Origin of the sequence: Affinirhizobium lemnae (genome assembly GCF_022968395.1) — a bacterium.
Lineage (GTDB): Bacteria > Pseudomonadota > Alphaproteobacteria > Rhizobiales > Rhizobiaceae > Neorhizobium > Neorhizobium lemnae.
On the sequence record NZ_JALJQZ010000062.1, the window covers coordinates 1 to 18,570 of the forward strand.

The 18,570-nt window shown below is 57.3% G+C and carries 15 protein-coding genes and 1 pseudogene; 12 read left to right on the top strand and 4 right to left on the bottom strand.

Annotated features, from left to right (window positions below; genetic code table 11):
* Nucleotides 1-71: 71 nt before the first annotated feature.
* Both MUU53_RS21150 and MUU53_RS21155 read right to left on the bottom strand, forming a co-directional pair.
* Nucleotides 72-206 (bottom strand): annotated as a pseudogene (locus MUU53_RS21150) (IS110 family transposase); the annotation flags it as partial.
* A 125-nt stretch (nucleotides 207-331) separates the two neighbouring features.
* Nucleotides 332-1,384, bottom strand: coding sequence for a LacI family DNA-binding transcriptional regulator (locus MUU53_RS21155; protein WP_247262649.1), 1,053 nt, complete (start codon nucleotides 1,382-1,384; stop codon nucleotides 332-334).
* 246 nt (nucleotides 1,385-1,630) lie between these two features.
* On the opposite strand from MUU53_RS21155, the gene MUU53_RS21160 reads away from it, so the two are divergent.
* The 12 genes from MUU53_RS21160 to MUU53_RS21215 all read left to right on the top strand — a co-directional run bounded on the left by MUU53_RS21160 (nucleotide 1,631) and on the right by MUU53_RS21215 (nucleotide 15,430).
* The gene (locus MUU53_RS21160; RefSeq protein WP_247262650.1) at nucleotides 1,631-2,707 is read left to right on the top strand and encodes an ABC transporter ATP-binding protein; all 1,077 of its coding nucleotides are present in this window, start codon (nucleotides 1,631-1,633) and stop codon (nucleotides 2,705-2,707) included.
* A 56-nt stretch (nucleotides 2,708-2,763) separates the two neighbouring features.
* Nucleotides 2,764-3,999: an ABC transporter substrate-binding protein gene (locus MUU53_RS21165; RefSeq protein ID WP_247262651.1), complete on the top strand. Its 1,236-nt coding sequence runs from the start codon at nucleotides 2,764-2,766 to the stop codon at nucleotides 3,997-3,999.
* A 196-nt stretch (nucleotides 4,000-4,195) separates the two neighbouring features.
* Nucleotides 4,196-5,056 (top strand): carbohydrate ABC transporter permease, encoded by an 861-nt coding sequence (locus MUU53_RS21170; protein WP_244484830.1) that lies wholly within the window; start codon nucleotides 4,196-4,198, stop codon nucleotides 5,054-5,056.
* Between the two features lie 4 nt (nucleotides 5,057-5,060).
* The gene (locus MUU53_RS21175; protein WP_062556519.1) at nucleotides 5,061-5,915 is read left to right on the top strand and encodes a carbohydrate ABC transporter permease; all 855 of its coding nucleotides are present in this window, start codon (nucleotides 5,061-5,063) and stop codon (nucleotides 5,913-5,915) included.
* Between the two features lie 4 nt (nucleotides 5,916-5,919).
* On the top strand, nucleotides 5,920-7,656 hold the full coding sequence (gene araD / locus MUU53_RS21180; RefSeq protein WP_247262652.1) for an L-arabinonate dehydratase: 1,737 nt from the start codon (nucleotides 5,920-5,922) through the stop codon (nucleotides 7,654-7,656).
* Nucleotides 7,657-7,668: 12 nt separating this feature from the next.
* Nucleotides 7,669-8,475, top strand: a complete 807-nt coding sequence (locus MUU53_RS21185) for an HpcH/HpaI aldolase family protein (protein ID WP_247262653.1) — start codon at nucleotides 7,669-7,671, stop codon at nucleotides 8,473-8,475.
* Between the two features lie 10 nt (nucleotides 8,476-8,485).
* Nucleotides 8,486-9,370, top strand: coding sequence for an SMP-30/gluconolactonase/LRE family protein (locus MUU53_RS21190; protein WP_247262654.1), 885 nt, complete (start codon nucleotides 8,486-8,488; stop codon nucleotides 9,368-9,370).
* Between the two features lie 12 nt (nucleotides 9,371-9,382).
* Nucleotides 9,383-10,147, top strand: a complete 765-nt coding sequence (locus MUU53_RS21195; protein WP_247262655.1) for an SDR family NAD(P)-dependent oxidoreductase — start codon at nucleotides 9,383-9,385, stop codon at nucleotides 10,145-10,147.
* A 12-nt stretch (nucleotides 10,148-10,159) separates the two neighbouring features.
* Nucleotides 10,160-12,151, top strand: a complete 1,992-nt coding sequence (locus MUU53_RS21200; protein WP_247262656.1) for an alpha-glucosidase — start codon at nucleotides 10,160-10,162, stop codon at nucleotides 12,149-12,151.
* A gap of 2 nt (nucleotides 12,152-12,153) precedes the next feature.
* Nucleotides 12,154-12,912, top strand: coding sequence for a sulfite exporter TauE/SafE family protein (locus MUU53_RS21205; RefSeq protein ID WP_062556513.1), 759 nt, complete (start codon nucleotides 12,154-12,156; stop codon nucleotides 12,910-12,912).
* Between the two features lie 114 nt (nucleotides 12,913-13,026).
* Complete coding sequence (glpK, locus tag MUU53_RS21210; RefSeq protein WP_247262657.1) at nucleotides 13,027-14,520, top strand: glycerol kinase GlpK; 1,494 nt, start codon at nucleotides 13,027-13,029, stop codon at nucleotides 14,518-14,520.
* A gap of 85 nt (nucleotides 14,521-14,605) precedes the next feature.
* Complete coding sequence (locus MUU53_RS21215) at nucleotides 14,606-15,430, top strand: HpcH/HpaI aldolase family protein (protein ID WP_247262658.1); 825 nt, start codon at nucleotides 14,606-14,608, stop codon at nucleotides 15,428-15,430.
* 42 nt (nucleotides 15,431-15,472) lie between these two features.
* Here the strand turns inward: MUU53_RS21215 and MUU53_RS21220 are convergent, their stop codons facing one another.
* Together MUU53_RS21220 and rocF are read right to left on the bottom strand one after the other, a co-directional pair.
* Nucleotides 15,473-17,350, bottom strand: coding sequence for a methyl-accepting chemotaxis protein (locus MUU53_RS21220; protein ID WP_247262659.1), 1,878 nt, complete (start codon nucleotides 17,348-17,350; stop codon nucleotides 15,473-15,475).
* A 125-nt stretch (nucleotides 17,351-17,475) separates the two neighbouring features.
* Nucleotides 17,476-18,396, bottom strand: coding sequence for an arginase (rocF, locus tag MUU53_RS21225; RefSeq protein WP_247262660.1), 921 nt, complete (start codon nucleotides 18,394-18,396; stop codon nucleotides 17,476-17,478).
* Nucleotides 18,397-18,570 lie beyond the last annotated feature (174 nt).

The following is an 18,570-nucleotide window of genomic DNA, read 5'->3' on the forward strand; positions in this document are numbered from 1 at the left end:
TTCATAAAAATCTCCTCGATCATAAAGCCCGAGAAAATTCTACTTTTGAAGCCCGTTGATTGACGGGGGGATTACCCGAGCACGATGAGCTTTCGCATGATGGCTGTGATTGCGACCCTGGGCGGCTTTCCAGCGGTTTCGAGCTGGCCGTATCTGACGCTGAGGTCCGGGTTGAAACGGCAGGTAACGAGGGCTGGCATGTAGAATGCCTTGTCAAAATGATCGCCGCGAAAGTCGCTCTCGGCATAGACATCATCGGGATCGTCGGGAAACGTATCGAGACCGGAGCGTCCATTATTGATCCAGTCCACAAAATGACGGGACTAAACATCTAACTGCTGCGGCGGTGAAGCAAGGTGAATCGGGTATCGATGGAGATCTGAGGTTCAGGATCTTTGCCCGCCATGTGTTCGATGATGAGCCGCGCTGCTTCACGCCCAATCAGATCGCCGGACGGACGGATCGTTGTCAAAGGCGGATTGCACGCAGCGCTGAAGCTCAGATCGCCAAATCCGACGATAGAGAGCCGCTCCGGTACGCTGATCGAGGATCGTTCGCATTCAAACAGCGCGCCGAGCGCAACGTGATCGTTCGAGCAGGCGACACCATCCAGTTGCGGCAAAGCTTGAAGTGCTTCCGATAGAAGCATGCCGCCCACCTCGGCTGATGCGGCGGCGGGATGCTGGACGATATCAACGGTGACGCCCGCGCTTTTTGCCGCCTCGACGAAGCCATCGCAGCGCTGTTTCGCACGTCTGTCTTCGTGAAGACGTGCACCGAGATAGGCAAGATTTCGTCGGCCCTGCTGGATCAGATGTTTGGCAGCAGCGGCGCCGACTTGATCGTGATGGAACCCGATGGCCGCATCAATCTGCTGCCCTCCCAGTTCCCAGATTTCGATCACGGGAACGCTGACCTTCTGCAGCATGCGCCGGGTCGTATCGCTGTGGGACAGTCCAGTGAGAACGATCGCCGCAGGCGCCCAGGACAGGGCTGTCTTGACCAGTTCCTCCTCCTCGCGCTCGTCATATTCGGTATGACCCAGGATCAACTGCAGCTTTTCCTTGCGCAGTGTGTTCTGCATCGCCGCGACCGTTTCGGCAAAAAAGGCGTTGCGCACCGATGGCACGATGATACTCACTGCGCGAGACGATGCGGCTGCCAGTCCTCCGGCCACGAGGTTCGGAACGTAGTTCAGCTTCTCGATCGCGCGTGCTATCGTGCTGCCAGCACTGGCGGACACGGCTTCAGGGCGACGCAGATACAGGGAAACCGTTGACGGAGACACCTGCGCAAACTCTGCGACGTCCATCATGGTGACGCTCTGCATCTTGCGCCGGCGCCGCTGCGGGCGCTCCGTTTGCCCTTTGGCCTGATCCGCCATATCTCCTCCTATACAGCGCTGCGATCAACAAAATCGCGTTTCAGGAATTTTGTAATCGCCGTTTCAAACTTGCAGCTTATTGCTTGTATTGCAACATTTTTTTCTCATGCTCATTGCGGGAACATGCATAGTTCATCAACATCCGAAAGAAAAGGTTAGGCGGGCATTGCATTTGTTAATCGTAGCGCTATGATTGGAAAAAATCTGCAGGATGCGGCATCCGTATGATGTCGCCGGGAGGAATACATGGCGTCTGTCAGCCTTCGCAAGCTCGAAAAGAGCTACGGTGCGCTTCGCATCGTCAAGGGTATCGATCTTGAGATTCAGGATGGTGAGTTTGTAGTCTTCGTCGGGCCGTCCGGCTGCGGCAAATCGACGACGCTGCGCATGGTCGCGGGCCTGGAATCGATCAGCGATGGTGAGATCCGTATCGGTGAACGGGTGGTCAACAAGCTGGCTCCCCGCGAACGCGACATAGCCATGGTGTTTCAGGACTACGCCCTTTATCCGCACAAGACGGTGCGCGAGAACATGGGCTTCAGCCTGAAGGTTCGCGGTGTCTCGATGAAAGATGCCGAGGGCCGAATCAATGAAGCGGCGGAAATGCTGGGCATTGCCCATCTGCTGGAGCGCCGTCCGGGCCAGCTTTCCGGCGGCCAGCGCCAGCGTGTTGCCATGGGTCGCGCCATCGTGCGCCGTCCACAGGTCTTCCTGTTTGACGAGCCGCTCTCAAACCTCGATGCCAAACTGCGCGGCCAGGTTCGCACCGAAATCAAGCGCCTGCACCAGCAGATTGGCACAACGATCATTTACGTTACGCACGACCAGGTCGAAGCCATGACCCTCGCCGACCGTATCGTGATCCTGAAGGGTGGCGATATCGAGCAGGTGGGTACGCCAGATGAGGTCTACAACAAGCCGCAGAGCGTTTTCGTAGGCGGTTTCGTGGGTTCGCCTGCCATGAATTTTGCAAAGGCGAAGGTTCAGAACGGCGCGCTGGCTTTCGCAAATGGTGATCGCCTTCCGCTGTCTTCGCTCGCTTCAGCGAAGCAAGGTCTTGCCGATGGACGAGATGTGATCGTCGGCATTCGTCCGGAACATTTCGTCACCCATGCCGATCCTGCAATGACGCTGGCGGCGAAGATACAGGTCGTCGAGCCACTCGGCTCCGATACGCTGGTGCACTTTGCCATTGGCGGAGAGATGCTGACCGCGCGCATGCCGCCAGAAATGCGCCCTGAAGTGGGCTCCGAGCTACGCCTTGGTCTTGATCCGACCAAGGTTCATCTCTTCGATGCCGTGACCGAACGCGCCATCGCTTGACACTCCTGCGGGGGAGTTTCCAGACCCGCATAGAAAAGTCGTTTGGGAGAGAGAATATGAACATCAAGCCAATCGTCGGCGCGCTTTTGTCCGCCACTGTCCTTGGCATTTCGGCACCTGCCTTTGCTGATACCGAGCTGAAAGTCTACATTTCCAGCCAGCATCAGCCGCAGGTATGGCGCAAGGTTCTGGACCAATTCGAAGCGGCGAACCCGGGCACGAAGGTCACGATCGAAACCGGCGGCAACACCTCCGAAGCGCAGGCGCAGTATCTGAACACTATCATGTCCGCGAAGGATTCTTCGCTCGACGTTCTGATCCTCGATGTCATTCGTCCGGCTCAGTTCGCTGCTGCAGGCTGGACCAGCCCGTTTGCGGGCAAGGACATGTCCGTCTATCTGCCAGCCTATGCTGAAGCGAACACGGTGGATGGCAAGGTCGTCGCTTTGCCGGCATTCGCCGACTCCATGTTCCTCTATTACCGCAAGGATCTGCTGGAGAAGCATGGCGTACAGCCGCCCAAGACCTGGGATGAGCTGAAGGCCGCTGTAAAGAAGATCAATGGTGCGGAAAACAACCCGGATCTACAGGGTCTTTCCTTCCAGGGCAAGGCAATCGAGGGCGCTGTCTGCACCTTCCTGCTGCCCTACTGGAGCCAGGGAAAGAATCTGGTCGACAATGGCAAGCTGACCTTCGACAAGGATGCCGCCGTAAAGTCTCTCAAGCTCTGGAAGAGCTTTGTGGATGAAGGCGTCTCCAAGAAGAACATTGCCGAAGTGGCGACGGATGATACGCGCAAGGAGTTCCAGGCGGGCAATGTGGTGTTCGCAGTCAACTGGTCCTACGCATGGGCCCAGTCGCAAAGCAAGGATTCCGCAGTGGCTGGCAAGGTGGGCGTGACTCGTCTTCCTGCAGTAACCGGCGGGGAGTCTGCGACCTGCCTCGGAGGTTGGGAATGGGGCGTTTCCTCCTATTCCAAGAACCAGGATGCCGCGAAAAAGCTGGTTGAATACCTCTCCAGCAAGGATGCTTCCAAGTATATGGCTGCAAACGGTTCGCTGCTCCCGACCTATGCTTCGCTCTACCAGGATGAAGACGTTCTGAAGGCTGCTCCGTGGTTTGCTGACGCCAAGCAGGTTGTCGAGACCGCAAAACCACGCCCGGTTACACCGCGCTACAACGAAGTGAGCGAAGTCATCCGTACAACCGTAAACGCGGTCCTGGCCGGGGTTACGACACCGGAAGATGGCGCTGCACAGATCGAAGCGCGTCTACGCCGTATCCTTCGCTGATCCACGCATAACATCCGGAGAGGGCAGATTGCCCTGCCCTCTCCTTTGACCCTGCCACGTGATCGCATGGCTGATCCTGCAGGACGACCATTTTTCGCCGATGAAAATCGCAGGAGTTGCCACGGTGACCACTCAAACCATTGCCACGTCTGACCGGATCGAAAAGGCGCAACCCGGCTGGGTGAAGCTCTTGGACATGAGCGATCGCGCACTGGCGGTTCTCCTCCTGACGCCCGCCGCGGTTCTTCTGACGCTGATCATCGTCTATCCCGTCTTGCGGCTTGGCTATACGAGCTTCTTCAGCCTCTCGCTGACATCAGGTCTGCCTGCGGAATTCGTTGGCTTCGAAAACTATCAGTTGATGTTCACGGATCCGGTTTTCTGGGAAACGACCTGGAATACGGTTCTGATCACGCTGATCACCGTTCCCGGCGCGCTGATTGTCGGCATGGCTCTGGCGCTTCTCGCAAACCTGCCGTTCGGCGTTCAATGGCCGGTTCGCCTGTCCCTGCTCATTCCGTGGGCGCTGCCACTTTCCTTCGCCGGTCTGATCTTCGCCTGGTTTTTCCATTCCGAATACGGCGTAGTGAACGATGTTCTGGCCCGCTTTGGCATCGAGGGTGTGATCTGGTTCAACTCTCCGAACCTCGCCTTTGCCGCCATCTGTCTCACCATCATCTGGAAGACCTCATCCTTCATGGCGCTGATCATTCTGGCAGGCCTGCAAACCATCCCGCGTTCGCTCTATGAAGCGGCAGATGTGGACGGTGCCGGACGCATCCGCCAGTTCTTCGAAATCACGCTGCCGCTGCTGAAGCCAGCGATCGTCGTCGCGCTCATCTTCCGTACGATCACAGCGCTGCAAACCTTTGATATCCCCTACATGATGACCGGCGGCGGCCCCGGCACATCTACCTCGACGCTTGCCATGTACATCCACCAGAACACGGTCTCATTCCTCGATCTGGGTTATGGCTCAGCGCTTGCAGTCGTCATGTTCGCGCTCTCCATGTGCGTGACCGCCGTCTATCTCCGCATCATCCGGACCAAGGAGTAAAACCATGAGCCAAGTTGCATCTTCCGGCTCGACATCGTTCTTCTCCGGTAAGCCGTTGCGCTTCATTGCCGCCTCGATCCTTCTCGTCAACGGCATGTTTCCAGCACTCTGGATCCTGTTCACCTCGCTGAAGACGGAGGCGGAACTGACCGTGAAGCCAATCACCTGGCTTCCACATCAGCCGACGCTTGCAAACTACATGCAAGCCTTCTCGGATCAGCCGCTGCACATCTTCCTCTTCAACAGCTTCATGGTGGCGCTTCTCTCTACCTGTTTGACGCTGCTGGTATCGGTTCTCGCGGCTTATGCGCTTGCCCGCTTGAACCTGAAGTATCGCGGGCTGATCCTGTCGCTGATCATTGCGGTTTCGACATTCCCGCTGGTCACCCTGCTGGTGCCTCTTTTCGAAATCATGCGGGCCTTGAATCTGCTTAACAGCTGGATCGCGCTGATCCTGCCCTATACGGTTCTGTCGCTGCCGGTCTGCACGCTGATGCTCGTCTCCTTCTTTGAAGGCATTCCGCGCGATCTGGAAAACGCTGCCATGATCGACGGCTGCACCCGCATGGGCGCGCTGTTCAAGGTGGTCGTGCCGCTTTGCGCGCCGGGTGTCTTCACGGCTGGCATTCTTGCCTTCGTCAATGCATGGGATGAGTTCCTGTTGGCCTTGTCCTTCAATTCCAATCCGGCGCTTCGCACACTGCCTGTCGGTATTCAGCTTTATCAGGGTGAATTCGCCTTCCCTTGGCCGGTTATTTCGGCAGCGCTTGTGGTCGGCATCGTACCCGTGGCGATCCTCATCGTCATCTTCCAGGAACGTGTCGTTTCCGGTCTGACCGCAGGCGGCATCAAGGGATAACCAGATGACCACAAGAAAAGATTTATCCGAACTGCGCAGCCAACGCTGGTTCGCTTCCGATGATATGCGCGGCTTTGCGCACCGTCAGCGGACCCAGCAGATGGGCATGCGTCGCGAAGAATTCATGGGCCGACCCGTTATCGGCATCATCAACACGTGGAGCGAAATGAGCCCATGCCATTCGCACCTGCGTGACCGCGCCGAAGCGGTGAAGCGCGGTGTCTGGCAGGCTGGCGGCTACCCGGTGGAAATGCCCGCGCTTTCGGTGGGCGAGGTCATGGTGAAGCCCACGACCATGCTCTACCGCAATTTCCTGGCCATGGAATGCGAGGAACTGCTGCGCTCGCATCCCATCGATGGGGCTGTGCTGCTCGGCGGCTGCGACAAATCCACGCCCGGCCTGCTGATGGGCGCATTCTCGATGGATATTCCGGTGATCTATTGCCCGGCTGGCCCCATGTCCAACGGCCAATGGCGCGGCATCAAGACGGGTGCAGGTACGCACACCAAGAAATACTGGGATGAACTTCGCGCAGGAAATATCACCAAGGATGACTGGGTGGATCTGGAAAGCCGGATGACCCGCTCTGCCGGTACCTGCAATACGATCGGTACCGCCTCCACCATGACATCGATTGCCGATGCCATGGGCATGACGCTTTCGGGCGCCTCCTCTATTCCCGCAAGCGATAGCGGCCATCCACGTATGGCGTCGCTCTGCGGCACGCGCATCGTGGAAATGGTCTGGGAAGATCTGAAACCGTCCGACATTCTCAACAAGGCAAGTTTCGAAAACGGTCTGGTGGCCTATATGGCGCTGGGCGGCTCAACGAATGCCGCCGTTCATCTGGTCGCCATGGCGCGGCGTGCAGGCGTAGACCTGACGCTGGATGACATGTCTGCCATGGCGGCAAAGGTTCCGGTTGCGGCAAACGTCTTTCCGTCCGGTGAATATCTGATGGAAGACTTTTATTTCGCAGGCGGCTTGAATGCGCTGCTCAGAAAATTCTCTCACCACCTCGATCTTTCGCGTCCTACCGTCAACGGCAAGACGATTGGCGAAAACATCGCGAATGCTGATTGCTGGAACGACGACGTAATCCGCGACGAAAACAATCCGGTCGTACCGCTCTCCAAGGGCAAGACACTGGAAGTGCTGCGTGGCAACCTCGCGCCCAACGGTGCGGTGATGAAATCGTCTGCCGCCAACCCGAAGTTCCTCAAGCATGTTGGCTCAGCCATCGTGTTCGACGATCCGGCGACGATGAACAAGACATTGGACCGGGATGATGTCGAGGTAACGGAGGACACCGTCATCATTCTGCGCAATGCCGGTCCCGTCGGCGCGCCCGGCATGCCGGAATGGGGCAATCTTCCAATCCCGAAGAAGCTGCTGAAGCAGGGCGTGCGCGACATGGTGCGTATCTGCGACGGGCGCATGAGCGGCACGCATTACGGCACATGTATCCTGCATGTTTCGCCGGAAGCGGCTGTTGGCGGACCTCTTGCTCTCGTCAAGACCGGCGACCTCATCGAACTGGATGTGGTGGCCGGTACGATCAACATGAAGGTGAGCGACGAAGAACTGGCGGCGCGTCGGGCCGAGTGGAAACCCACGGCCCGCATCTATGAGCGTTCGTTCGCCGCTCTTTACCAGCAACACGTCAGCCAGGCCGATCAGGGCTGCGATTTCGATTTTCTCAGCGGCCCGGCCAAAGTGCCGGATCCGGTCATTTTCTAAAGGACGAGCCTCATGAGCACGCTGAACCCATTCAAATCCTGGCTGTCCGACAAAAATCGTGCAACGCCGCTCGGCACCTGGCTGATGGCCGCAGCCCCGGCGAGTGCTGAAGCGCTTGGCTATGCGGGCTTTGATTTTCTCGTGGTGGACATGGAACATGTTCCGATCGAAGTATCCGATCTCGCCCACATCCTGCGCGCCATCGGTTGCACGCCAGCCGATGCCGTGGTCCGTCTGGCCTGGAACGATCAGGTTCTCGTCAAGCGCTGCATGGACGCTGGTGCCCGCACTGTGATGCTTCCTTTCGTACAGACAGCGGAAGAGGCGAAGGCCGCCGCGTCCTACACACGCTACCCGCCGCACGGCATTCGTGGCGTGGCCGCCGTTCATCGCGGCTCGAAGTTCGGCACGATTCCGAACTACCTCAAAAACGCCAATGACGATGTCTGCACCATCGTTCAGTTGGAGACGCCTGAAGCCATTGAACGACTGCCGGAAATTGCTGTGGTCGAGGGCATCGATGCGTTGTTCGTCGGTCCGGGCGATCTATCGGCTGCCATGGGCCACATCGGCAACATCGCGCATCCGGAAGTTCAGGCGCTGATCGAAAAGGCCGCCAAGGATGCGCATGCCGCTGGCAAGCCTGTCGGTATCGTCGGCCCGAAACCGGATATGGTGAAGCGCTTCATAGGCTATGGCTATGATTACGCGGCCATTGCCTCCGATATCGCCATGATGACAGGCCGCGCCAATGACTGGCTGGGACAGATGAAGGGTGAAGACAAGCCTCTCGCACCTGCCCCAACGGCGGCCTATTGAGGTGGATCCCGTGACAGCCGGTTTCGACCTCGTTCTGGATGCAAAGACGTCCCTCGGTGAATGCCCGCTATGGTCAGTCGCCGAGCAAGTGCTCTATTTCGTGGATATCAAGAAGAGCCGCATTCACAGGTTCGACCCTGCGGATGGTTCGCTCGGTAGCATAGAATTGCCGGAAGAAGTCGGTTGCATCGGGCTTGCTGAGGCCGGCAGCTTCGTAGCAGGTTTGCGCTCCGGCATCTGGCTGATTTCGCATGACGGTCAGCTCATCCGCAAACTGGCGGATAATCCGGAAGACCAGACGATCAGCCGCTTCAACGACGGCATGGTGGATCCAGCAGGTCGCTTCATTGCCGGGACTGTCGACGAAACGCGCGAACGTGGCATTGCCAGCCTCTATCGTTACGATCACCGTGGCCTGGAGAAACTGGCGGCCAACCTGTTTACCTCGAACGGCGTTGCATTTTCGCCCGATGGAACGCGGCTTTATCACTCCGATACGCTACGCTACTCGCTTTACACCTACGATTATGACGTCACGACAGGCGCGGCGACCAACCTCCAGTTGTTTGCCACGTTCGGCTCAGATACCGACAAGGGACGACCAGACGGTGGCGCGGTTGATGCGGAAGGGTGCTATTGGACCGCGCTGTTCGAAGGTGGGCGCGTTCAGCGATACTCTCCAAACGGAAAACTGCTCGCCGAGTATCCTGTCCCGGCGAAGTGCCCGACCATGGTCACATTTGGTGGCGCCGATCTTCATACGCTCTATTGCACCAGCGCAAGCATTGGCCGCCCCGCTGAGGAACTGGCCGAATTTCCGTTTTCCGGCGCATTGTTTGCCATGCGCACCGATGTTCCAGGGCTGGCAAAGCCCCTCTTCAATCCCGACGTTTGAGAATGCACTGACATGTCCTCTCCCTACGATACCGTCCTCTATCGCTCCCTTGCAAATCGCCATGTGCTAATAACAGGCGGGGCTTCCGGCATTGGCGAGGAGATAGTCAAAGCCTACCGCGCGCAGGGCGCGCGGGTTTCGTTGATCGATATCGATGACGCGGCGGGCAAGGCGACTGCCGAGGCGACAGGTTCCAGCTTTTACGCTTGTGATCTCACCGACATTGCGTTTCTACGGGAAACGGTGGCGCGGATCGAGAGCGACCATGGACCCGTCAACGTTCTCCTGAACAATGCAGGCAAGGACGACCGCCACGCGATGGATGAAGTAGAGCCTGAATACTGGCGTCGCGCCCTTTCACTCAACCTCGATCACCAATTCTTCATGACGCAGGCCGTGACGAAGGGCATGACTGAGAACGGCGGTGGCTCCGTCATCATGTTCGGATCTATATCCTGGATGCGCGGGCGTCCGGGCATGATCGGCTATACCACGTCGAAAGCGGCCATCAATGGCATGACCAAGACGCTGGCGCGCGAACTCGGCCCATCCGGCATCCGCGTCAATTGCCTTGTGCCCGGCGCAATCGTAACCGAACGCCAGTTGAAGCTCTGGACCAGTCCAGAGCAGAACCAGCAGTTCATCGATCTCCAGGCATTGAAATTCCGTCTCGACGCCAGCCATGTGGCTCGCCTCGCACTATTTCTCGGCTCGGATGAAAGCAATGGCTGCACCGGCGCCAACTTCGTCATAGACGCTGGCCTGACCCAGAACTAAGGATACTTGACCATGCAGATCAATCTCATCCCCGGCGGCTTCAGCATCAGCCTGAATGGGCTCGAAATCCTGCGGCAAACGGCGGCTTCCCCTGTCCTTTTTGTCGGCCAGGGCGAAGAGCGGATGGATATGTATCGCGGCAATTTCGAAATTGACGACTACGTGGTTGAGCGTACACCGCTTTCCCATGCCGTCGTCACCGGAGAGCGGATCGAGTTTTCCGCTGCCGAGGGTCTTCCCGCCCGCTTCGTGATGACCGTTTCTGGCGATCATCTCGCAACCGAAGCCTTGGATGCCACCATCAATCGCGTATGGCTGCGCGTTGTTGCCGAAAAGGACGAACATGTGTGGGGTGGTGGCGAGCAGATGTCGTATTTCGACATGCGCGGCCGCAAGTTCCCGCTCTGGACATCCGAGCCCGGCGTGGGTCGCGACAAATCGACCGAAATCACATTCAAGGCGGATGTAACCGGCAAGTCCGGCGGTGATTACTATAACACCAATTATCCGCAACCGACCTATATCTCTTCGCGCAAATACGCACTGCATGTGGAAACGACCGCCTATTCGGTGTTCGATTTCCGTCGTGACGGCTTCCACGAGATTGAGATCTGGGCCGTGCCCGAGCGGCTTGAATTCTTTTCGGGTTCGACCTTCATCGATCTGGTCGGCCAGCTCTCCAACCGGTTTGGTCGCCAGCCAACACTGCCGGATTGGGTCTATGGCGGTGCTATCCTCGGCCTGAAGGATGGCGAGAACTCCTTTGCTCGCATGGAAAAAATGCGCGAAGCGGGCGTGAAGGTCTCCGGTCTCTGGTGCGAGGATTGGGTCGGTCTGCGTCATACCTCCTTTGGGGCCCGTCTCTTCTGGGATTGGCAGGCCAACGAGGCGCGTTACCCCAACCTGCGCCAGAAGATTGCCGAACTCAACGATAGCGGCGTTCGCTTCCTTGGCTACGTGAACCCCTATCTTTGCGTTGATGGCCCACTGTTTCCGGTCGCTGATGCCAAGGGTTACTTTGCCAAGGATGAGCAGGGCAAGACGGCGCTCGTGGATTTCGGCGAGTTCGATTGTGGCGTGGTAGACTTCACCAATCCTGACGCTGCCGACTGGTTTGCCGAAGAGGTGATCGGCAAGAACATGCTGGATTTCGGCCTCTCCGGCTGGATGGCCGACTTCGGCGAATACCTGCCAATCGATGTGAACCTTTCAAACGGTATCGATGCCAAGCTTATGCACAATGCCTGGCCGACGCTGTGGGCGGAGGTGAATGCGAAGGCTGTCGCAAGCCGCGGCAAGACGGGCGAAGCGCTGTTCTTCATGCGTGCAGGCTTCACCGGCGTTCAGGCCCACTGCCCGCTTCTGTGGGGTGGCGATCAGTCTGTTGATTTCACACGCCATGACGGCCTGGTCACGGTCATCTGCGGCGCGCTGTCGTCCGGTCTGCTCGGAAACGCCTATCATCATTCGGATATCGGTGGTTACACCAGCCTTTTCGGCAATGTCCGGACGCCGGAACTCATCATGCGCTGGGCGGAAATGGCTGCGTTCACGCCAGTCATGCGCAGCCATGAGGGCAACCGCCCGAAGGATAACCTGCAGATCGATCAGGATGCCGAAGTCCTTGCGCATTTCGCCCGGATGACATCGATCTACGTGCATCTTGCGCCCTACCTCAAGGAACTTTCCGAAGAGGCGGCCAGCACGGGCCTTCCGGTCCAGCGTCCATTATTCCTGCATCACGAGCATGACCGCAACACCTACGCCATTCAGGATGCGTATCTGTACGGGCGTGATCTGCTGGTTGCCCCGGTCTGGCAGGCGGGTCAGGCAGAGCGTAAAGTCTATCTCCCACAAGGCGAAACCTGGGTTCACGTTTGGAGTGGTGCGGCTCATACCGGTGGCGAGACAGTCACCGTGCCTGCTCCGCTCGGCCAGCCGCCTGTCTTCTACCGTCAAGGTGCTGCGCGCGAAGCGCTGTTCCAATCGATCAAGGCAGCCTGAAGATGGACCCGCTCAGTCTGGCGGGTCTGCTCGCCATTGCCTTTGTTGCTGCCTACACACAAACGCTGACAGGCTTTGCGCTCGGGCTGATCATGATGGGCGGGGTGGGTCTTACCGGCATCATACCATTGACGGATGCGGCGGTGCTGGTCAGCATTTTAGTCGTAGTGAACGCTCTTCAGGTGCTTCTGAAAGGTTGGCGCGATATCGCCTTCCGCCAGTTCTTTCCGGCTCTTGCAACCAGTGTCCTGTTTCTGGGAGCGGGCTATTGGCTTCTGACACTGATGGCTGCCAACTCCCTGGAAGGGCTCAAGATTCTTTTAGGCACGGTCATCATCGTCTCCAGTATTCAGCTGTCGCTGAAGCCGGAACCGCTCATGAAAATGTCGTCGCCGCTGTCATTCGCAGGTTTCGGCGCCATCGCCGGGGTCATGGGTGGCATGTTTTCAACATCAGGGCCGCCGCTGATCTATCACTTCTACCGCCAACCGCTGAAGCCCGGTACAATACGGGAGACATTGGTCGCCATCTTTGCAACCAATGCTCTGCTCAGACTTGGCATCGTTACCGCGAGCGGCCAGATGCCGCGCGCATCTTTCTGGTGGAGCCTGTGCGCTATCCCGGTCGTTATGCTGGCCACGTGGCTGGCGCGAAAACATCCGCCACCATTATCGCCTGTGGCGATGCGGAAGCTCGCCTTCCTTCTCCTGTTCCTCTCAGGCGTTTCGCTGGCACTGCCGCCAGTCATCCATATGCTATGACTGCTGCTGTTTTGGGCAGCAATGCGCAGTAAAAAGAGGCTTCTGCATTGCTTCCAATATGCTACCAAACCTCCAAGCCAATTGTTTTGACACGATGAACATGGAAATCGACGCATGACTGATTTCATTCTCGCAATCGATCAGGGAACCACCTCAACGCGATCGATCCTGTTTGATCGATCCTACAAGGCGGTTGGCGTCGGACAGATGGAGTTTACGCAGCATTTTCCGCAGTCGGGCTGGGTGGAGCACGAGGCTGAGGATCTCTGGACAACGACGCTGGAAACTGCGCGCACTGCCATTTCCAAGGCCGGCATTTCGTCCGAACAAATTGCGGCGATTGGCATTACCAATCAGCGTGAGACGGCTCTCGTCTGGGACAAGCGCACGGGCAAGGCGATCCATAAAGCCATCGTTTGGCAGGACCGACGGACTGCGGGCCATTGCGCGAGGCTAAGGGACGAAGGTCACGCCGATCTGGTGGCTGAACGCACCGGTCTGCTGATCGATCCCTATTTCTCCGCCACCAAAATCGCCTGGTTGCTCGACAATGTCTCCGGCGCACGTGAAGCAGCGGAAGCCGGACATCTGGCTTTCGGAACAGTCGATAGCTGGCTCATCTACAAACTGACGGGCGGCAAACGGCATGTGATCGACGTTACGAATGCTTCCCGAACAATGCTGTGCAACATCGGCAACGCGACATGGGACGACGATCTGCTGAAGCTGTTCAACATACCGAGTTCGATGTTGCCGGAAATTCTCTCGAACATTGACGAGTTCGGCACAACGGACCCTGCCCTGTTTGGGTCGCCCATCGCCATTCGCGGTGTGGCGGGTGATCAACAGGCCGCAGTGATCGGTCAGGCCTGCTTCAGGCCGGGCATGATGAAATCCACCTATGGCACTGGTTGCTTTGCACTGTTGAACACGGGAACGGATCGTGTCGCATCGAAGAACCGACTACTGACGACGATTGCCTATCGTCTTAATGGCGACATTCACTATGCGCTGGAGGGATCAATCTTCATCGCTGGCGCTGCAGTTCAATGGTTGCGTGACGGGTTGAAGATGATTGGTAAGGCGTCTGAAACGGCGGAACTCGCGGCCAAGGCCGATCCCGGCCAGCGGGTCTATCTCGTTCCGGCCTTCACTGGAATGGGGGCGCCATGGTGGGATGCGGAGGCGCGCGGTGCCATGTTTGGCATGACGCGCAATACCGGGCCTGCGGAATTTGCCCGTGCCGCACTCGAATCTGTTTGTTTCCAGACCCGCGACCTGCTGGGTGCCATGCGCAAGGATTGGCCGGGTCAGGCAGATACGCTCCTTCGCGTCGATGGCGGCATGTCTGCGAACGACTGGACGATGCAGCGCCTGGCCGACATTCTGGGTGTCGCTGTCGATCGCTCCACCTCGACCGAAGTAACGGCATTGGGTGCCGCCTGGCTTGCGGGCCATGGCGCAGGCATTTGGCCAGACAGACAAGGCTTTGCCGCCGAGTGGCATCGTGACCGTCAATTCACTCCTGCAATGGATACGTCCAACCGTGACGAATTGCTTGCGGGTTGGGATTCGGCCGTGCGTTGCACTCTCGGCTTCGGGAAATAGCAGTAGCGACTCCCTCCACTGATATATAAGCTGCATGCAAGTCATGAATTTCGTGCATGTATTGCAGCTTATCGAGGAGGGGCTCATGTTTCGCCCGAATGTTCTCAAACAGAGATTACTAGCCGGCGAGGCAGCTTATGGCTGCTGGGTCGCTGGCGGCACCCCAACAGAATGCGAGGTTCTTGGCCATGTTGGCTTCGATTTCATTCTAGCCGATTTCGAACATGGTATAGGCGATACCCGCGACATCGTGGACTCGCTGCGGGCTCTGGAAACGACACCTTCGCCGGCGATGGTGCGTGTGGGTTGGAACGATCATGTTCTGCTGAAGCGTGTTCTCGACGGTGGCGTTCAGTCGGTCATGATCCCATCCGTGGACACTGTTGAGGCCGCTGAACAGGCTATTCGCGCCTGCTACTACCCACCAGCCGGTATCCGTGGTTATGCAGCGTCAATTGTGCGCGCTTCGACCTATGGCATGGAGCCGGACTATATCCACAAAGCGAATGATAACATGCTGATTGCCATTCAGCTCGAGTCAGTCACGGCAATCGAAAATGCCGCAGGCATCGCCGCTCTTGAAGGCGCCGACATCGTGTTCATCGGCATCAACGATCTGGCGGGCAATATGGGCCTGCTTGGTCAGACCGAACATCCCGAAGTGCAGGCTTTGGCCCGGCAGGCCGAAAAGGCGATACTGGACGCGGGAAAAGTTTTGGGCACCGTGCCAAACGGCGGCGCATCGGTGAACGATCTTCTGGATCGGGGTTACCGCTTCATCGTCGGTCCGCACAACATTGCCCTCCTGCGGGACGCGGCAGCCGGTGCACTTGGCGAATATCAAAGCTTGAAGCAAGCGCGCGAACGCGGCGAGAAGCCCTCCGTCGAAATGAAGGGCAAATCCTATTGATAAACAGTCGCCCGCTCTCTTCGAGCGGGCGACATCAGCCGATCAGGCAGCTCGTTTACGCCGGTCCTGCTGGACCGTATTTTCAGCATTAATCTGGAAGCGATGTACCAGATTTGCCAGATGTTCGGCACTTTTCGCGAGCGTTGCACTGATCGAGGAGCTTTCCTCCACCATCGATGTATTCTGCTGCGTCATCTGGTCGATCGATCCGATCGCTGCCTGTATTTCGTTCAAGCCCAGAGACTGTTCGCGGGAAGCCGTGGCGATGGTCTCGACCCGTTCATCGATTGCCGCCACGAACTGGCTGATTTTCTCCAAGGCATGCCCAGTGTCCTTCACCATCGATACGCCTTCTTCGACAGCACGAGTTGAATTGTCGATGAGGTTGGAGATCTCCTTTGCGGCCTTGGCAGACCGCTGTGCGAGTTCACGCACTTCTTGCGCGACCACGGCAAAGCCCTTACCGGCGTCACCGGCTCGCGCCGCTTCAACGCCTGCATTCAAGGCAAGCAGGTTGGTTTGAAACGCGATCTGGTCAATGACGTCGATGATATTGCCGATCTCAGCCGACATGCCCTCGATCCGCTTCATTGCAGCGACCGCGTTCTGCACCACCTGACCGGACGTGTCGGTGCAGGTCTTTGCCTCCCTCACCAGGTTTCTGGTTTCGATGACGTTTTCAACCGATGAGGAAACCGTTGCCGTGATTTGGGCGAGAGCAGCTGATGTTTCCTCGACCGACGCGGCCTGCTGTTCTGTTCGCCGCGAGAGGTTATCGGCAGCCTCACGCATCTCCTGAGAGGAAGCCAATACCTGAGTGGTGCTGGACATCACCTGTTCAAGTGTTGTTTGAAATGCAGCTACGGAGTTATTGAAATCATTACGCAGGACTTCAAATTGTTCGACGAACGGCTCGTCGATCGTCATGCGGACATTGAAATCCGCCAGTCGTGCCAAGCCCGCGCCTAGATTATCGACAACCGACTTGAGATTACGAGCCTCCTCGAGCTGAACGATCTCCCGCGACAGCCTTTCTTCCTCACGGATCGTTCGGGCGCGGTCAGCTTCCGCCTGAAGCTCCATCCGCTCAACGCCATTTTGCTTGAACACTTCCACCGAGCGGGCAAGTTCGCCAATCTCGTCCTTGCGTTTCACATGAGGTATTTCGAGATCCAACTGTCCATCGGCAACACGTAACGTACGCTCCGTGATGCGCCCAAGCGGGCGCACAACCCATAGCAGAACAAAGGCAATGGTAATGCCGCTCATGGAGAGCGCGAAGGCACTATTCAGGATCATCATAAGCAACAGAGACTGCTCATTTTCCCGCATGGACTGGACATTTTCAACAAGCTGCGTGTCGCGTTTGGCCTTGAGATCGCTGATCGCTTGTGTTGATGCGTCCATTTCCTTCCGCAGCGCATCGGAGGCTTCGTCAAACTCAGGCATCATCTTGTTGCCCAGCTCCGGACCCCCATCGACATAGGCCTGTGTCATCTTCCGTCCAAGCGCATAGAATGCCTCAAATCGTGGAAGAAGAAACTCAACGCTCGAGCGCACTTCGGGCAGCTTTGCATCCGAAGCAAGTTTGGCGACGTCTGCAACCTTACGTCTGAGCTCTTCCGCGGACTTGGCCGCCAGATCGGCGCCGTCATCAAGTCCGTCCATCCCTCTCGTTGCGGAGAGATCCGTCAGCGATTCCTGAACGTGAAGGACATCCAGTTCTATGCCGCGCTGAAGCTCGATAAGGGTCTCCAGAATATTGCTAGCCTTGTTTTGAGACACGGTTATTTCGCTGACTACCGTAAACGTATTCCGTGCGAAGTTTCCAAAGGCGAGTTGCGCACCGAAGTTCACTAGCGCAGCGATGAGTATCAGCCCCGGAATTGCGATCCGGAGCCGTAGCAATTTTTCAAACAAGATGTCCCCCCGGACCAAGAATTGAGCAACTGCTCTCAAAATTAGCTTTCTGTCGTTAACAGGAGATGAAGAACACAGACGATAACTCGGTCTCGCTAATATTGGCGAATGGTAACTGACATTCATCAATAGCGCCTTGTCGGTCGATCAAGTACTTTGCGACCCATAAGGCTTGCTGTCAGATCGACAAGCATGGTTGCGGTGCGACCTCGTTCGTCGAGAAACGGATTGAGCTCCACCAGATCGAGGCTTGTCACAAGTTGGCTGTCGTACAGCATTTCCATGAGAAGATGCGCCTCTCGAAACGTAGCACCACCAGGAACCGTAGTGCCGACGGCAGGACCGATGGCAGGATCAAGGAAGTCGACGTCGAGACTTACGTGGAGCATGCCGTTTGCCCCAGCGACTCGCTTCAAAAACTCGCGAAGAAGTGCAGCAACACCATTCTCGTCTATGGCCCGCATATCGTGGACCAGCACGTCGGTTTGCTGAATGGCGCGCCGTTCGGCCGTATCGACGCTTCGAATTCCGATCATGCAGACGTTCGCAGCGTCGACTTTTCGTTCAAGTTTCGGGAAATATGGTTCGAAACCCGGTTGACCTGTGAAGTACGCAACTGGAACGCCGTGCAGGTTACCGCTGTTCGTTGTCTCCAGCGTATGGAAATCGGTATGGGCATCCAACCACAGAACAAAAAAGGGCCTGCCCTTTTCTGCGGCGCGTCGAGCCATGCCGGAAACGCTTCCGGCAGACAATGCGTGGTCTCCGCCCAAGAAAATCGGCATCGCATCGCAGCTTTCCCGGTAGGCTGCTTCAGCGATGACTTCGGTCCAGGCAACAATCTCCGCCAGATCATGGATCTTTTCATTCGGATGATCCCGGCGCCTCTGTTCGGAGATTGCGAGGTTGCCACAATCGGAAACCTGATGGCCAAGATCTGTGAGCGCCTGACGGAGACCCGCGATCCTCAGCGCGCTCGGCCCCATCTCACAACCGAGTTGTGAAGCACCGCTTTGAAGTGGGATACCGATGAGTTTGCAGAGCATGAAGCTATTCCTTTCGATTAAGTCCGCAGACAACCACAGGGAATCGCGCTTTTAAACTGCAAAAGCTGCGCATTCTGCAGCTGGCTTTATGCAAATTGCTAGGTCGTGGTGATGATTTAAGGATTGGGATTCCCAAAAGAGCGCAAATCGGATTCAAAGCTGATTTTGGAGATC

Bases quoted from the DNA above. Each gene is read 5' to 3' on its own strand.
- MUU53_RS21165 (WP_247262651.1), top strand. From the start codon at position 2,764: ATGAACATCAAGCCAATCGTCGGCGCGCTTTTGTCCGCCACTGTCCTT.
- rocF (WP_247262660.1), bottom strand. From the start codon at position 18,396: ATGCTCTGCAAACTCATCGGTATCCCACTTCAAAGCGGTGCTTCACAA.
- araD (WP_247262652.1), top strand. From the start codon at position 5,920: ATGACCACAAGAAAAGATTTATCCGAACTGCGCAGCCAACGCTGGTTC.
- MUU53_RS21195 (WP_247262655.1), top strand. From the start codon at position 9,383: ATGTCCTCTCCCTACGATACCGTCCTCTATCGCTCCCTTGCAAATCGC.
- MUU53_RS21185 (WP_247262653.1), top strand. From the start codon at position 7,669: ATGAGCACGCTGAACCCATTCAAATCCTGGCTGTCCGACAAAAATCGT.
- MUU53_RS21155 (WP_247262649.1), bottom strand. From the start codon at position 1,384: ATGGCGGATCAGGCCAAAGGGCAAACGGAGCGCCCGCAGCGGCGCCGG.
- MUU53_RS21200 (WP_247262656.1), top strand. From the start codon at position 10,160: ATGCAGATCAATCTCATCCCCGGCGGCTTCAGCATCAGCCTGAATGGG.
- MUU53_RS21175 (WP_062556519.1), top strand. From the start codon at position 5,061: ATGAGCCAAGTTGCATCTTCCGGCTCGACATCGTTCTTCTCCGGTAAG.
- MUU53_RS21215 (WP_247262658.1), top strand. From the start codon at position 14,606: ATGTTTCGCCCGAATGTTCTCAAACAGAGATTACTAGCCGGCGAGGCA.
- MUU53_RS21205 (WP_062556513.1), top strand. From the start codon at position 12,154: ATGGACCCGCTCAGTCTGGCGGGTCTGCTCGCCATTGCCTTTGTTGCT.
- MUU53_RS21170 (WP_244484830.1), top strand. From the start codon at position 4,196: ATGAGCGATCGCGCACTGGCGGTTCTCCTCCTGACGCCCGCCGCGGTT.
- MUU53_RS21160 (WP_247262650.1), top strand. From the start codon at position 1,631: ATGGCGTCTGTCAGCCTTCGCAAGCTCGAAAAGAGCTACGGTGCGCTT.
- glpK (WP_247262657.1), top strand. From the start codon at position 13,027: ATGACTGATTTCATTCTCGCAATCGATCAGGGAACCACCTCAACGCGA.